The 15546-nt window shown below is 66.7% G+C and carries 13 protein-coding genes; 5 read left to right on the forward strand and 8 right to left on the reverse strand.

The annotated features are described in order from the left end of the window. Positions 1-143: 143 nt before the first annotated feature. Both DT603_RS09535 and DT603_RS09540 read right to left on the reverse strand, forming a co-directional pair. Positions 144-1868, reverse strand: a complete 1725-nt coding sequence (locus tag DT603_RS09535) for a TPR end-of-group domain-containing protein (RefSeq protein WP_162349642.1) — start codon at positions 1866-1868, stop codon at positions 144-146. 370 nt (positions 1869-2238) lie between these two features. Continuing rightward, a complete protein-coding gene (locus tag DT603_RS09540; protein ID WP_246191724.1) occupies positions 2239-2592 on the reverse strand; it encodes a YkgJ family cysteine cluster protein in 354 nt (117 codons plus the stop codon). Positions 2593-3204: 612 nt separating this feature from the next. On the opposite strand from DT603_RS09540, the gene DT603_RS09545 reads away from it, so the two are divergent. The 4 genes from DT603_RS09545 (at position 3205) to DT603_RS09560 (ending at position 10527) form a co-directional block, all read left to right on the forward strand. Further along, positions 3205-6216: a bifunctional diguanylate cyclase/phosphodiesterase gene (locus DT603_RS09545; protein WP_162349644.1), complete on the forward strand. Its 3012-nt coding sequence runs from the start codon at positions 3205-3207 to the stop codon at positions 6214-6216. A 468-nt stretch (positions 6217-6684) separates the two neighbouring features. Continuing rightward, positions 6685-8265: a CocE/NonD family hydrolase gene (locus DT603_RS09550; protein ID WP_162349645.1), complete on the forward strand. Its 1581-nt coding sequence runs from the start codon at positions 6685-6687 to the stop codon at positions 8263-8265. Positions 8266-8830: 565 nt separating this feature from the next. Then, a complete protein-coding gene (locus DT603_RS09555; RefSeq protein ID WP_162349646.1) occupies positions 8831-9802 on the forward strand; it encodes an HPP family protein in 972 nt (323 codons plus the stop codon). A gap of 263 nt (positions 9803-10065) precedes the next feature. Next, the gene (locus tag DT603_RS09560; RefSeq protein WP_162349647.1) at positions 10066-10527 is read left to right on the forward strand and encodes a hypothetical protein; all 462 of its coding nucleotides are present in this window, start codon (positions 10066-10068) and stop codon (positions 10525-10527) included. 130 nt (positions 10528-10657) lie between these two features. Here the strand turns inward: DT603_RS09560 and DT603_RS09565 are convergent, their stop codons facing one another. Beyond that, positions 10658-11041, reverse strand: coding sequence for a hypothetical protein (locus tag DT603_RS09565; RefSeq protein WP_162349648.1), 384 nt, complete (start codon positions 11039-11041; stop codon positions 10658-10660). A 270-nt stretch (positions 11042-11311) separates the two neighbouring features. Here DT603_RS09565 and DT603_RS09570 point away from each other — a divergent pair, with 270 nt between their 5' ends. Beyond that, the gene (locus DT603_RS09570; RefSeq protein WP_162349649.1) at positions 11312-11587 is read left to right on the forward strand and encodes a hypothetical protein; all 276 of its coding nucleotides are present in this window, start codon (positions 11312-11314) and stop codon (positions 11585-11587) included. A 68-nt stretch (positions 11588-11655) separates the two neighbouring features. On the opposite strand, the gene DT603_RS09575 is transcribed toward DT603_RS09570, so the two are convergent. The 5 genes from DT603_RS09575 to DT603_RS09595 all read right to left on the reverse strand — a co-directional run bounded on the left by DT603_RS09575 (position 11656) and on the right by DT603_RS09595 (position 15413). Beyond that, positions 11656-12498 carry a class I SAM-dependent methyltransferase gene (locus DT603_RS09575; RefSeq protein WP_162349650.1) on the reverse strand — a complete coding sequence of 281 codons (843 nt, stop codon included), beginning with the start codon at positions 12496-12498 and terminating at the stop codon, positions 11656-11658. Between the two features lie 118 nt (positions 12499-12616). Further along, positions 12617-13084, reverse strand: a complete 468-nt coding sequence (locus DT603_RS09580; RefSeq protein WP_162349651.1) for a hypothetical protein — start codon at positions 13082-13084, stop codon at positions 12617-12619. A 177-nt stretch (positions 13085-13261) separates the two neighbouring features. Further along, positions 13262-14266: a DUF2272 domain-containing protein gene (locus DT603_RS09585; protein ID WP_162349652.1), complete on the reverse strand. Its 1005-nt coding sequence runs from the start codon at positions 14264-14266 to the stop codon at positions 13262-13264. A 122-nt stretch (positions 14267-14388) separates the two neighbouring features. Beyond that, positions 14389-14814: an organic hydroperoxide resistance protein gene (locus DT603_RS09590; RefSeq protein ID WP_162349653.1), complete on the reverse strand. Its 426-nt coding sequence runs from the start codon at positions 14812-14814 to the stop codon at positions 14389-14391. A 143-nt stretch (positions 14815-14957) separates the two neighbouring features. Continuing rightward, complete coding sequence (locus DT603_RS09595; RefSeq protein WP_162349654.1) at positions 14958-15413, reverse strand: MarR family winged helix-turn-helix transcriptional regulator; 456 nt, start codon at positions 15411-15413, stop codon at positions 14958-14960. Between the last annotated feature and the right edge of the window lie 133 nt (positions 15414-15546).

A 15546-nucleotide genomic window follows, 5' to 3' on the forward strand; every position in this document is an offset into this window, starting at 1 on the left:
CGTTGTGGGAGGGGCTTCAGCCCCGAGCTTTTTCCCGCAGTATCCAGGCGCCGGGGCTGGAGTCCTTCCCACCACTTCCTGAAGTAGCTGGGATAGGGACTGAAGCCCTGCCGCAACCTCGCATCCGTGGCTGCTGCAGCCACTTATTCGAGCCGCGCCAGCAACTGCTGGTATTGCGGAAATGCATGCAGGCTGGCCAGGTCGGCATCGTTCTCGATCCAGTCGCGGAAGCCTTCGCCAGTGCGGATGGCGCGCTCCATCAGTTCCAGCGCGCGCTCGGGCTCACCGGCCAGGGCGTGGAAGCAGGCGGTGTTGTACAGGGTGCCGTAGTCCTCCGGTCCCAGCGCCAGGGCCAGATCGACATGGGCGCGCCCGGCCTCGATGTCGCCCAGGCGCAGATGCATGCCCGCGGCGAAGTAATGGGCACGCACGTTTTCCGGGTCGATCTCCAGCTGGCGCAGCGCAGCCTCCAGGCTGAGCCTGGCCAGGCGCGTGGCGCGTTCGGCCTGGCCTGCGCCATAGGCGGCGCCCACGGCGATCACCAGCGCCTGGAACTCGTCCGGCTGCGTGCGATGGGCGGCCTCCAGCAGGTCGATGGCCTCGTCGATGCGGCCGCGCGCGTAGCAATGCCGGCCGTAGTAGTAGTGGGCCTCGTACAGTTGCGGGTTCAAGGCGATGGCACGCTCGAACGCGGCCACCGCGGCTTCGTGTTCGCCGGCCAGCGACAGCACGTGGGCGTGGGCGACATGGCATTCGGCCAGTTCCGGGGCCAGCTCCAGCGCCCGGCGCGCGGCCGCCATCGCTTCGTCGACCACGTCCTCGCGCTTGGCCAGCCGCCACAGCAGCAGTTCGCTCAGCGCATCGGCCAGGCCGGCGTGGGCCTGGGCGTAGTCGGGATCGATCTCGATGGCGCGCTGGAACATCCACGGTGCCTGCTGCCAGGACGCGCGCTTGGCGTGACCTTCCAGCTGGCGGCCGCGCAGGTAGAAGTCGTAGGCACGCATGTCGCGCGGCGCATGCCGGGTGAAGTCGATTTCCACGGTCGGCTTCAGCGACACGCGCAAGGCCTCGACCACGCTGCGCGCGATCTCCTCCTGGATGGCGAAGATGTCGCGCAGCTGGCGATCGAAATTCTCCGACCACAGGTGGTAGCCGTTGCCGGCATGGATCAGCTGCGCGGTGACGCGCACGCGTTCGCCGGCCTTGCGCACGCTGCCCTCCATGATCGCGGCGACATTGAGCACGCGGCCGATCTCGCGCGCGTCGGCGTCGGCGTCGCGGAAACGGAACGAGGACGTGCGCGAGGCCACCTGCAAGCCGGGCACGCGGTTCAGCGCGGTCAGTATTTCCTCGGCCAGGCCGTCGCAGAAGTAGTCCTGGTCCTTGGCCTCGCTGAGGTCATTGAAGGGCAGGATCGCCACCGAGGCGGCGGGCGGCGGGGCGCGGCGATCCTTCATCGGCCCGTTGGCGGCCGCATGCACGGGCGTGGCAGTGGCTGCTGCCGTGGCGCCCTGGCGGCTGGCCGCGCCTGCCGCTGCCGGCAGGTCGCTGGCCACCGGCGCGATGAACCGGTAACCCAGTGCGCGCACGGTCTGGATGTAGCGGGGCTGTTCGGCATCGTCACCCAGCGCACGGCGCAACTGCGCGATGCAGCGGCTGAGCACGCCGGGGGTGACATGGCGATGGCCCCAGACCAGGTCCAGCAGGGCATCGCGCACCATCAGTTCACCGGCGTGGGCCAGCAAGGCCGTCAGCACTTCGAAGGCTTTGGGTTCCAGGGTGATGGGCACGCCATCGCGACTGAGTTCATGGCCGGACGTATCCAGGCAGAAGCCATCGAATGCGTAGGTGATCCGTGAACCTGGCACGGCGCGCCTCCTTATGAGTGCTCGCAAGGGCAGGCAGGGCCGGTCAGGTGTAGTGGTCGCAGGCTGGCCGGACCTGGCGCGGCAAATGGAAATGCCCAGAGCGCAGTCGGTGAGTCTACGCCCGCCGCCGCTTGCTCGCCCGTGCAGAAGGCAGGGCCTTGTGCACGCAGCGGCGAACGAAAAATATACAAGCGCGTGCCGCGGACAGTGGCTTCGCGCGCTGCGGCGCAATGCCATGGATGATCGCCGGTCCGGAAAAAAACGCCATGGCGGCGCGGCGTGCCCGCGCCATGCGCGCCGCGTCCAGGCCTTCGCGCAGCCCTGCATGCACAAGGCACAAGCAAATCAAAATTCAGGCGGCCGCTTGCGCCTACACCAGCACCTGGCGGGTACGGGCCAAGTAGCGGTGGATTTCCTCTTCGGTGCGCGTGTCGATCATGTAGACCGGGCGCATGCCGTTGGGACAGGCCAGCCGCGGCGTGGTGCCGAACAGGCGACAGATCAACGGACGTTCGCCGTAGACCTCGCAACCGTGCTCGCCCAAGTGTGGACAGCTGAGCTCGGCCAGGGCCGCGTCATGCTCGGCCTCGGTCTTTACCGGCAGCCTGGCCATTTCCTCGGAGGAGGCAGTGACTGGCCCACAGCAATCGTGGCAACCCACGATGCAGGTGAAGGAGGGAATGCGCTGGCGCAACGCATCAAGCAGGCCATCAGCGTGGTCCAAGCGGCGCGTCTCCTGGCGAAGGGGGAAAGTGCGGTTGCATTGTATGCCGCGGGTCGAGGCAGCCGAGGAGCAGGAATAGCGGCCTGCGCTGCCGGGCGTCCGAAAGGCGGCCGTCGTCTCGACTGCATGACGGGTGGCGAAAGCCGGGATCTGCAGGGCAGGCGGCCCCATCCGCCGTGTTGAAACTGGTAGCACTACGGGTGACCCCCGCGGGTGCCGGGATGCACGATGCAGCACGCGCCACACGCCACACGCCACGCCACCGATCGTGCGGCACGCGGGATCGTGACGAATCGAAGATCGCCGCGGTCACGCCTTGCCGCCTGCACGCTTGGCGTGCCGCGAGGCCAGCGATTGAATGCTGCTCAGGTGAGAGCCACCACGAGAGGGGCAAGCGATGTTGGGGTGCGCATTCCAGTTCCCGACGATTCCGTCTCGAATTGCCGTAATGGCGCCCGACGTTTTGCTCGATACGAAATCGAGCGCGAGTGTGGATGTGGGTTTTTGCACCGTCCTGCTTGCAGGGCATGGGTGCATGCCCGTACCGTGAAACAAAGCAGCGGAATCGCATCGCCTATGATGGCCGGGCGAGGTTGCGAGACGGGATAAATGATGCAGGGCAGGAAGCCGGCGGGGGGATTGCCGGGACTGCACGTGTTGGAAAGCGGTGATGACCGCAATGGCTTGTCCGCCCGGGCAACCTACCGCTATGGCCTGTTGCTGGCGGCCTTGCTTGGCCTGGTCCTGGTTGCGATCCTGGTCGTCGATCGGGCGCGGCGCCTGGCCGAAGCCGAGCGCGAGGTGTCGACCCTGGCGGTAGGCGCCCGCGGCCAGGTGTACTACGCCTTGCGCGATGCCGAGCGCGCCCTGCTGTTCGCGGCCCGTACCGCAGTCCCCCAGCGCGCGGCTGGCGCTGCCGGCTCGACGCCCGTGCCCGGGCCACACTGGATGGCCGATCTTCTCGCCGAGCACCCCGAGCTGAGCGACCTGCACGTGGTCGCTGCCGACGAGTCCGGCATCACCCATTGGGCATACCGGGGCAAACCCGGTGAATCGCCGATGCGGCTGGGTGCACCACGCCGCGACACGGATGGCGCGTGGATCCTGCCGCTGGCGGTGCCGCTACCCGGCCAGCCGGGGTGGATCACGGCCAACTACCGGCTTGGCGCGCTGCAGGAACTGGTTGAGCGCATGAAAGGCGGAGGCCCGGCGCTGATCACCCTGATGGACAGCCGTCGCTACATCCTGGCCCGCACCATGGCGCCGGAGTCGACTGTCGGCACGCAGATCCACGAGGCCTCTCTGGCCCGGCAGATCGCCTCCGGTGTCGAGTCAGTCATCGACCAGCACATGCACCCTGTGGACGGCGTGGCGCGCATCCGCGCCTACCAGGCTTCGATGTACTACCCGCTGGAAGTGGCATCCGGATTGCCGCGCCGGCACGTGCTGATGCCGTGGTACGTGCTGGCCACGCTTGGCGCACTCGGCTATGCGTTGTACTGGGCCGGATTCCTGCACCAGCTGCGCATCGTGCGCCGCGCCGATGCCCGGCAGACACGCCTGCTCGAGCGGATCGGGCGATCCGGCGAACTGCTGTCGTTCGCCTTGCGCGCCGGCAAGATGGGTGCCTGGGCGATGCAGGCGGATGGCGAGTTGTGGTGGTCGGACGAAGTTGCACCCCTGCATGGCGTCGATCCGGCGGACACCGAGGTCGGCGAGCCGGACCTGATCGCGCGCCTGCATCCCGACGACCGTGAACGGGTCCTGCAGAGACTGGAGTCGTTGCGCGAACGAGGCGAAGCACTGTCGCTGGACTACCGCGTCATCACCGCCGACGGCCGGGTCCGCTACCTGTCCACGCGTGGCGCGCGCTTCAACACGCCCAGCAGCGACATCGTCACCAGCGGCGTGGTCCTGGACGTCACTGATCAGGTCGAGGCGGCGCAGCGCCTGCTGGATGCCGAGCGCCAGTTCCGGCTCATGTTCGACCGCAACCCGTTGCCGTTCTGGGTATTCGACATCGACACGCTGCGCTTCCTGGAGGTCAACCAGGCTGCGATCAGCAACTATGGTTACTCGCGCGACGAGTTCCTGGCCATGACCCTGAATGACATACGCCCGGCGTCGGAGTCACTGCAATTGCTGCGCGACGTTGCCGAAGGAAGGGCGGTCGACAGCCCGCAAGTCTGGACCCACCGCCGCAAGGACGGGTCCGAGCTGGAAGCGCGCGTCCACGCTGCCGATATCGAGTTCTCCGGCCAGCCGGCCCGACTGGTGCTGGCCGAGGATGTCAGCGAGCAGCATCGCGTGCAGCGCGAACTGGCGTACCGCGCCAACCACGACCTGCTGACCGCGCTGCCCAATGAGATGGCGTTCGCACATCGCCTGCAGGAGCTGATGTCATTGCCGGGCCAAGGCGTCAACGTGGTCCGCGTGACCTTGCAACGGCATGGCCTGATCAGCGACAGCCTGGGTACCGGCGTAGGCGACGAAGTACTGGTGCAGGCCGCCGCACGCCTGATCGAGCAGGTGCCCGAGCCCGGAGTGGTGGCGCGAATGCAGGGCGCCGAGTTCATCCTGGCCACGCCCGCGACCGATGCCGATCCCCGCGGCGAGCGGCTGCTGGCGGCGCTGTCCGAGGCCATGGGCGCGCCGGTCCGGGCTGCCGACGCATCGCACTACCTGGATGCGGCGTTTGGCCTGGCGATGTATCCCGGCGATGGCGCGACCGCCGATGTCCTGGTGCGCAATGCCGGCCTGGCTGCGCGCGACGCCACCCAGCAACTGGCGACCGACACGGTCCGCTACAGCGCCGGGCTGGCCGGCACGGTGTCTTCGCGGCTCGAGATGCTGGCGCGGGTGCAGCAGGCGATCGAGAGCGGCGGCTTCGAGCTGCATTTCCAGCCCATCTTCGACCTGGCCACGAACCAGGTCTGCTGCTACGAAGCACTGGCACGCTGGCCGCAACCTGGCGGCGGTTTCATCCCGCCCCAGGACTTCATCCCGCTGTGCGAGGACAGCGCCCTGATCGTGCCGTTCGGGCGCTGGGTTTTGCACGAAGCCGCCCACGCCTGGCTCAGGTTCGCCAGCGCTGGCCAGCCGGCTTGCCCGATCGCGGTGAACGTATCGGTCAGCCAGTTCACGCGCAGTGACCTGGTCGCCGAACTGCGCACGCTGATCGAAGTGCACGGCTTGCCGCCGGGGGCGATCGAGCTGGAGCTGACCGAAGGCGTGGTGATGGGCGACCCCGAGCAGGTCATCGCTACCCTGGCCGAGCTGCGCGCGATGGGCGTACTCCTGGCCATCGATGATTTCGGCACCGGGTACTCGAACCTGTCCTACCTGCGGCGGCTGCCGGCGCACACGCTGAAGATCGACCGCGTGTTCGTGCACCAGATCGAGACCGACCCGCAGAACGCGGCGATCTGCCGGTCGATCATGGCCCTGGCCACGCTGTTCGGCATGCGGGTGACCGCCGAGGGCATTGAGACCCCGGCCCAGTTGCAGTGGTTCCGCGACAACGGCGGCCACATGGCCCAGGGCTTCCTGCTGGGCAGGCCGGTGCCGCAGTCGGCCCTGCTGGCTTCGCCCGCGCGCATGCTGCCCCGCGAGCCGCTGGCGTAGCGAAGCCATCCCGCCTCGTTGCATTGCACTGCAGTGCAGTGCGTTTGCTCTGCATTGCCTGTCGCGTTATCCGCCAGTCCTTGTGGGAGCGGCTTCAGCCCCGACGCTCCGACAGTGGGGGCGAGGGACTTGGACTTCGGTCGCGATGGTCCGGCAGTTGTGGGAGGGGCTTCAGCCCCGACGCTCCGGGTGCATGCAAGCGCGATCGCGCAAGCGTCGGGGCTGAAGCCCCTCCCACAAAGGCAGCCTCGCTCCCGACGAACGCCACCATTGGAGACTGCGGCCGTCAGATGCGCCTGACACAGATGATGTCGACGGCTGCACCTGCTGCCGCGCCACCATGACGCAGTGCGGCGTGTGCCACTCCATACCCACTGGTACGGTGCGACCACTGGTCCCCCGCAGTCTCTTCGACCAACCCTGGTTCCGCTGGGCCATTCCGGTCCGGCAACATCCGGAGTGCGCTTCATGCACAGGTTCGCCCCTCGTCTTATCGTCGTGATCGCCTTGCTGTCCGCTTCGGCGGCGGCAGCGGCGGGATCCTTCAGCAAGAGCTATCAACGCATCGGAAGTTTCGACGGCACCCAGCTCGGCGCGCTGGTACTGGTGCCCAGGGACCAGGGTCCCGGTCCGTTTCCACTGGTGGTGATGCCGGCCAGCTGGTCCCTGCCCAACCTGGAATACCTCGGCCGTGCCAGCCAGATGGCCAGCGACGGCTACGTGGTGGTCAGCTATACCTCGCGGGGTTTCTGGGATTCGGCCGGCAGGATCGATATCGCCGGCGCGGCCACGGTGGAGGACGTCAGCGCGGTGATCGACTGGGCCCTGGCCCACACACCGTCCGACCCGGGCAGGATCGGTGCCTCGGGCATCTCCTACGGTGCCGGCACCAGCCTGCTGGCGGCCGGGCGCGACTCGCGCATCAAGGCCGTGGCCGCGCTCAGTGGTTGGGGCGACCTGCAGGCTTCGCTGTATGCCAACCAGACCACCAGCAAGCAGGGCATCACCTTGCTGGTGGCTGCCGGCACCATCACCGGGCGGCCCGGCCCGGAACTGGCCCAGGTGACCGCCCGCGCCCTGCTCAACGACTTCGACGGCGCGGTCAATGCGGTGCTGCCGGTGGCCGCCGAACGTGGTGCACGCAGCGAGCTGGCCCACCTCAATGCCAATGGCACGGCGGTGCTGCTGGCCAACTCCTATAACGATGGCCTGTTCCCGCCGGGCCAGTACGTGGAGTTCTACAAGGGCCTGACCGGGCCCAGGCAACTGATGTTCAGCCACGGCGACCATGCGACCGCCGAGCTGCCCGGCGCGCTGGGCCTGCCCAATGCGGTCTATGACGCCACCGTGCGCTGGTTCGACCACCATCTGAAGGGTCGCGCCAACGGCGTACCGGCCGAGCCACGGGTGAAATTGGCCACTCCCTCCAGTGGCTGGCTGGGCTACGCGGACTGGAACGCGGTGCAGGCGTCGCCCGCGACCTACGTGCTGACCAAACCGACGGGGCTGCTGGTGCCGACCGGCAGCCTGGCCGCGGCGGCCAGCACCGGCTGGAGCCACGGCATCCTCACCGCGGTGCCGACCGTGGCCGATTCGGGCGTGGTCCTGGTCAGCGGCCTGCTGCAGGGTTTGGGCCTGCCGGCTGTCGCCTCGATCCCGCTGGTCAACCGCAGTGGCGCGGCGGTCTGGACCGGTCCGACGTATGCCAGCAAGCGCGTGCTTGCCGGCAGTCCCTCGCTGCGGGTCACGGTCACGCCCAGCCAGTCCAGCGTGTCGCTGTTCGCCTATCTCTACAGCGTCGATGCGGCGGGCATGGGCAAGCTGCTGAGTTACAAGCCCTACTCGTTGCGCAACGTCACCGCGCGCGTGGCCCGGACCGTGCAGATCGACCTGGAAGCGACCAGCGCGGAGATTCCCGCTGGCCACCGCCTGGCGCTGGTCATCGACACCAAGGATCCACGTTATGCCGATGTCACCTCGCTGGCCGGCACGGTGAGCTTTTCCTCGCCGGCCTCGGCGCCCTCGCAGTTGTTGGTGCCGCTGCGCTGAGGCGAGCACAGTCGCGGACAGTGCCGGCGGCCGCCTCCAGGGGCAATCCGCCCACTGCAACCCGACCGATCCGGCCTGGCGCCGGTTTTGGGCGGCGGGAAAGAGGTGGCGCCGGGCCCATGGAGAGGGCGCGAAGCCTTGCGGAGAGGTCCGGGAGCCCTCTGGAGAGGTCGCGCAGGTATTGGGAGCGCCCGGCAAGTCATATGGAGAGGTCCGTGACCTCTATGGAGGACTCGCGGACAACTACGGAGAGGTCGCCGGGCTCTCCGTAGTTGTTGGCGGGCCCTATGGAAGGGTCCGGGACCTCTCGCGAGTTGTTGCGCAGGTATAGGGAAGGGTCGCGGACCCTTCGGCAGGGGTTTCCGACTCGTCGCGAACTGATTCCGGGGCAAGAGCCTGCACGCGGGCCTGGGGCTGCAGGAGCGACACTGGTCGCCAGGCACGGAGGAGTGCCAGAGCAGGCGCGATCGCACCGTGCTGCACTACCGTGGTGGCGCTCTTCCCGGTGTTTCCCCCGGTGGCCATTGACCTAGACTTCAGGGCTTCCGCCCGTAGCGTGCCGCCGATGACCCCGCCTGCCCGTTTCCACGAACTGCGCCTGTGGCTCGGCATCGAACGCAACACTACCCGTCATGGCGAGAAGTGGATTTCGGCTGTCGGCGCGTTGCTGGGCATCGTGGCGGTGTACTGGATAACCCGCGCGGTGTTGCCGTCGCACGCCCTGGTCCTGCCGGGTGGCGTGCTCATGCTGACCTCGATGGGCGCCTCGGCGGTGTTGCTGTTCGCCGTGCCCCAAGGCGCGCTGTCGCAGCCCTGGGCGGTGATCGGCGGGCACCTGGTTTCAGCGGCCATCGGCGTCACCTGCCAGAAACTGTTTCCCGACCAGACGTGGACCGCGGCGCTGGCGGTCGGCCTGGCAGTGGGCAGCATGCATTACCTGCGCTGCATCCATCCGCCGGGAGGCGCCACCGCGCTTGCCGCCGTGATTGGCGGCACCCAGGTGCATTCGCTGGGCTATCACTACCTGCTGGTTCCGGTGCTCATCAACGTCGCGGCGATCCTGGCAATGGCGCTGGCATTCAATGCGCTGTTCCCATGGCGCCGCTACCCCGCACACCTGCACAAGCGCGCGCAGGCTTCGCCCATCACCCAGCCTGCGCAACGCCAGTTCGAACTCACCCAGGAAGACCTGTACGCGGCGATGGAGCAACTGAACTCCTACGTCGACATCACCTCGGAAAGCCTGACCGAGCTGCTGGAACTGGCCAAGCAGCATGCCGAAAGGAACATCACCCATCCCGGGGAAATAATTGCGGGCCGCTGCTACAGCAATGGCAAGTTGGGCAAGCAGTGGAGCGTGCGCCATGTGCTGGCGTCAGATGCCTTGCCTGCACCCCGCGCCGACGGAATGGACTATCGGGTGCTGGCGGGCGACGACATCGGCACGCTTGCGCGTTGCAGCGTCGACGAACTCCGCCAGTGGGCGCGATTCGAAGTGAAGCCGCAGGGCAACGGTCGCTGGTTGAAGGTGGAGTAGGCGCACGCCAATCCAGGAGCGACGGATTAGACAAGCCGTGGAGCCCGAACAGTGCAGTCGCTTCGCGACTCTCCTCGCTCATGCAGCTGCAACTGGCGTGTGCACTCCGTTGACGTAGAACAACGCACGCTAAACATTCCGTTGATGTGAGTTGAGAGCGTTGCGCGCTTCACATGGCGCAACTACCGCATCGGTAACAGTCCATCGCACTGAAGCCATGCAGCGCTCAGTCCTTTCACTCATACCCACTCGGAGCAATACACATGAGCGACATCAAGAAAGACCACAGCATTGGTGCAGGCACCGGCGCCATCAGCGGCGCGATCGCCGGCGGCGTGGCAGGCTCCACCGTAGGCCCGATCGGCACCGTAGTCGGTGCTATCGCAGGCGGCGTGATCGGCGCCAAGGCCGGTGACTCCATCGCCGAAGCGGTCAACCCGACCGAATACATCAGCAGCTTCGAAAATGGCTACCGCCAGGCCCCTTATTACGCCGAAGGCCGCGAGTGGAACGACTACAAGCCCGCCTACAAGTACGGCTATGACACCTATGGCGAGTACCGCGGCCAGAAGTTCGACGACGTGGAAGCCGAGCTGGGCCGCAAGTGGGATGCCACCCGCGCCGAGTCGCGCCTGGAGTGGAACGAAGCCAAGGGTGCGGTCAGGGATGGCTGGCACTACATCGAGAACAAGCTGCCGGGTGACCTCGACCGTGACGGTCGCTGATCCCTGCCAGTAACATGATCGACCCGGAACGGGCCGCCTGCTGGCGGCCCGTTTTTTTATGCGCGCGAATTGGGTTGGGCGGGGCGCCTGCTTGGTTGCGCCCGCACCTATCGCCAATCCAACTGCGCGCTCAGCCGGTCTTTACAAGCCGGTGCTGCGGCTGCGCACAGACCACCACTTCATCCGGTGCGGTGACCGTACCGATGACCTGGACGCGATCGCCGGGCTTGAGTGCCTGGACGTCGCCTGGGGGCGGAGCCTTGCACAGGTTCCATCGTGCCGGCAGCTGCACACCCACGTTGCCCGTGGCGGTGGCGATCACCACCACTGCGTTGCCGTCATAGGCCCAGGGCGCCGTGTCCACGCTGACCACCTGACCTTCCAGCGTGGATTGCTGCCCGGTCGCGAGTGCCGCGTTGACAGCCGGAGACGTGGTGCAGGCGCCCAATACAAGCACGGTGCCGGCAACCAGGGTCAGGCGGCAGACGGCAAGTGTGCGGATCGGCTGGATCATCGGCGAAGCTCCGGTGGGAAGGGATGGATGGCAGCCGCGCGAGCATGCTGTGGCAGCAAGCATATTCGAGCGAAGTATCAGCAGGCGTGATCTCCCGGCGTTGGCGCTCTGGCCCTGCGGAAATGAACAATTCCTGCGAGCCGCTGCAACGCAATCACGCCTTCTATACAAGCCTGCCGCGATAGTTGGGTCACACGTGGCCCGGACGACCGGTGCCAGTTGCATGTGGCAGCCCACTGGACAAACCGCGTTACCAACAGGAGTTTCACTATGAAGAACATCACCACCAAGACCGCCTTCCTTGCTGTATCCGCCTCGCTCCTGTTCGCGCTGTCGGGCTGCAAGGTCGAGCAGACCGAAGAAGGCAAGCTTCCGAATGTGGAAGTGAAAGCCGACGGCGGCAACCTGCCCAAGTACGACGTCGAAACACCGGAAGTGTCGGTTGGCACCAAGACCGTGGAAGTGGAAGTTCCCACCGCAACCGTCGAAATGCCGAACGACCCGGACAACAAGGTCACCGACGAGACGGATTCTTCGAAGAAGTAATTCTTCCGTTACATGATTGCTGCAAAGGCTCCCTTGTGGAGCCTTTGTTTTTTGCATCGCATAGGCCTCTAGCGCCTTACCGCAAGCACTCCGTCCAGGGCCAGTTGCGCCTTGAACCCGGCGCTCTCCAGCCTGCGCGAAACCTCGCCCGGCACATCGCGCCCGCTGGTGAGCCTGTTCGGGCTTCCGGTGTAGTGGAACAGGCGGCCGCCGGGGCGTAGCACGCGCGCCAGCTGGGCATAGAACGCACCCGAATACAGTTCGCCGGCAATGCCGAAGCGCGGCGGGTCATGCAGCACTGCATCCATCGAGGCATTGCCCAGTGCACCCACGGCCATCGTCACGTCGGCATGCGCCAGTTGCAGGCGGCCGCCGCTTGCGGGTGCGTCCGGATCGGGTGACCAGGGGTTCAGGGTCCGCAGCCAGAGTACGTCGGCGTTCTTCTCGAACGACTGGATGCCGGCAACGCCATCCTCCAGGCAGCACGCGGCGAAGTAACCCAGGCCGCCACAGGTATCGAGCACCTGCTTGCCGCGCGGCTGCACCAGCGCCACCTTGCGGCGCGCATCCTCGAGCGGCGCGGTCCTGGCGCTGACCAGCATCTTGATGCCGTCGATCTCGAACGTCGGTGCGCCCCATTCGGTCGGCACCAGCTTGATCAGCGATCCATCGAAGCGTGAGACCGGCGCCCAGTCCTCGCCATCGTGGTAGTAGATCGTGCGGTCCTTGAGCTTGCCCGGATAGGCCTGTGGCAAGCCCCGCCAGAGCCAGTGACCGTCGGCCAGGGTGATGTTGTCCTGGCTGCGCCCCAGATCCAGCGAGCCGGTCCAGCTGCCGTGGCCGGCCTGGCGGGCAGCGAGCAGCGCCTCGCCAGTGTCGCGGGTCAGCAGGGGAACGGTAGCGTGGGGCAAGGTGAAGTCCGCAGGCGAGGGGCTGGCATCGGGGCGCAAGGCATACGGGAACAGGGCGTCCGGGGTGGCCGTGCCGGTACCGGCGGCTTGATTGCCGCCAGCATTCTTTTACCTGCCATCAAGTGCGTTCGTAGTCGGCCTTCAAGCCGGCCGAGGCGGCCAGTTCGTCCAGCGCCGCACGAGCGGTCTCCAGCAACGGAGCCAGCTTGGCTGGGTCATCCCAGCTGCCATCGGCGGGCTTGCCGCCCTGGAACAGGTGGTTGCGCACCAGGCGCAGCAGCAGGGTCACCTTCTGCAACTCGAACTCGGTCTCGGCGAACTGCAGCTCCTGCCAGCCGAGTTGCGCGTTGGCGGTGACCACCTGCTGGCGCGGCCTGGCCTTGATCAACGCCAGCGCGGCCGTGGCAGGCGCGTACTTGTTGCGATTGCGTTTGACGAACATGTCCCAGTTCGGTTCTGCCTTTTTGCCGGTGTCGGTGGACTTCAGGTAGCCATTCTTCTTCAGGGCATATTCGAAGCGGGCGAACCAGAACAGGAAATCAAACGCGGCGGCGTTCAGATCCGGAGTGACGTCACTGCGTTTCATGCAGGGCCTTGCTGGAATGGGTGGGGCAAGGATAAGCCCGCAACCTGCCTGGCGCCGCAAAAAAGTGTCCCGGGCATCGTCCGGTCACCGCTTTCCGGTCTGTCGGCAGCGTGAGCCCGGGACTTCCTCTTTACATCCCGGCTTTCGGTAACTGCTGCCCGGCGCAATCCGGGCGACTCAATCCCGATTGGAAGGCGGGCAGCGCGGCACGCCCGAGCCCACCACGCAATTGATGCAGCAACGCGGTGCGGTTGCCTGCGTGGGCAGCACGGGACTGGCGAAGATGCCGACGGGCGCAGGCAACGAGGCGAGTTCCGCAGCCGGCTTCAGCTTCAGCAGCACCGCCCAGTCCTGGCGGTTGAAGTTGCAGCCTGATTGGGTGTCAGGCGCACACGGCGTGTCGTTGTCGGTGCGCTGCGGCAGCCCCCAGAACTCGCCGCTGCGATTGAGCGCCAGCATGCGCAGGGTCACGCCCTGCTGGACATTGCCGCCGATCAGGTAGGCGGTGCCATCGTTGCCCGGATTGGCGGCCACCACGATTTCACAATGCATGGGCAGCCCGTCCTGTCCCTGCAGCACGGACTGCAGTCCTGCATAGCCGAGCACCTGTCCGTCCTGACGCACATAGCACAGCAGGTCGCCCACGGCTGGGCGCGCATGGGCAGGATCCAGGTACCGGTAGGCATTGGTCTGGGGTTCGCGATAGGCCGCGCGCACGTAGCCGACGTGGCTGGCATCGGGCCGGAAGCCGGGCAGGCGTGCCTTCATCAGCACCCACGACACGAAGGTCGCCGACCAGGCGTTGTCGATCACGAAGCCCCGGCAGTTCGGGGCCGGGTTGTTCTGGTTGCCGGCGTATTCGCACTCGGTGGCACCCGGCAGGTACGCGGTCGAATGCAACAGGCCGCTTTCCTGCCAGTAGCGCGCCACGCGTCGCCAGGCCCGGCTGTAGCCGTCGTCCAGCACGCTGGAATCACCTTCATGGACGCTGGCGCTGGCAAGCCTGCCATCGCGGTCGATGAAGGGTCGGTACCAGATCACATGCTCGTTGCAGGCCACGGCCGCGATGCGCGTGGCGATGTCCGGGGACGCGGTCTGGCCGCGCAGCGCCGGACAGACATCGGCGGCATCGACGCGGGCGGCGGCCGACAGTAAAAACAGGGCAAGCATCCATCGATGCATGGGGATTCCTGGCGGTGGAACTGCGCGAACCCCATCATGCCAGAGGGCGGCGAAACACTGCCTTCACCACGTCGCCGCCATGGGCTGCGATGACAGCCCATGGCCGTGCCTGGACGCCGCGCTCAGACCACCGTCAGGGTCACGTCGATGTTGTTGCGCGTGGCGTTGGAATACGGGCAGACCTGGTGCGCGCTGGCGACCAGCGCCTCGGCCTGCTCGCGCGCCAGGCCCGGCAGGGAAATGCGCAGCGCGGCTTCGATGCCGAAGCCGTTGGCAACCTGGCCGATGCCGACCGTGCCTTCCACCGAGGCATCGGCCGGCAGGGCGATCTTCTGGCTGGCGGCAACGTGCTTGAGCGCGCTCAGGAAACACGCCGAATAGCCGGCGGCGAATAGCTGTTCCGGATTGGTGCCTTCACCGCCGGCGCCGCCCAGCTGGCGTGGCGTGGACAGTTTGGCATCCAGTGCGCCATCGGAAGAGACTGCGCGGCCGTCGCGACCGCCGGTGGCCGTGGCCGTGGCTTGGTACAGGACTTTTTCAATCGACATGTTGTTCTCCATGGGGGTGGGTGGGTAGTTGGAATTGTTCCGTGTCGCGCGGCTCGCAGAAGCGCGACGCGGTGGCTGACGCGGCCGGGGAGCGTGCTCCGCTAGCCGTGCGCGGTGGTGCCTGCTGGAATGAAAACAAACTCTCAGCCGTTGCGCAGCAGGCTGTCGCGCAACGCGTCCAGCTTCTTCTTCATGGCAACCAGTTCCGTGGCCGAGCATCCGGTGGCGCAGAAGAGTTCTGGCGGAATGGCGTGGGCTCTTTTCTTCAGGGCGCGTCCGGCGCCGGTCAGGGCAATCAACACCTGGCGTTCGTCCTGGGTGGCGCGGGTACGGGTGACCAGCCCGCTGCTTTCCAGGCGCTTGAGCAAAGGCGTCAGCGTGGCTGAATCCAGCATCAGGCGCGTGCCGATGTCGGAAACCGTCACCCCATCGCCTTGCCACAGCACCATCATCACCAGGTATTGCGGGTAGGTCAGCCCCAGTGGATCCAGCAGCGTGCGATACACCTTGTTCATTGCGCGCGTCGCCGAGTACAGGGAAAAGCAGACCTGGTCGTCGATGTTCAGCGAGGGCAGTGGGTTGGCAGCTGGCTTGGGCATGGAACGAATATACATAGCGCACGATCTAATGGCAAGCGCTTTAATTCTGGCAAGGCCAGGGCCAGGGCCAGAGGCGGGCGGCATCTGTTCGCGCAACTCGACTGGGGACAGGTCGCTATGGGCGCGCGGCGGG

The organism is Pseudoxanthomonas gei, from assembly GCF_010119615.1.
GTDB classification, from domain to species: Bacteria; Pseudomonadota; Gammaproteobacteria; order Xanthomonadales; family Xanthomonadaceae; genus Pseudoxanthomonas_A; species Pseudoxanthomonas_A gei.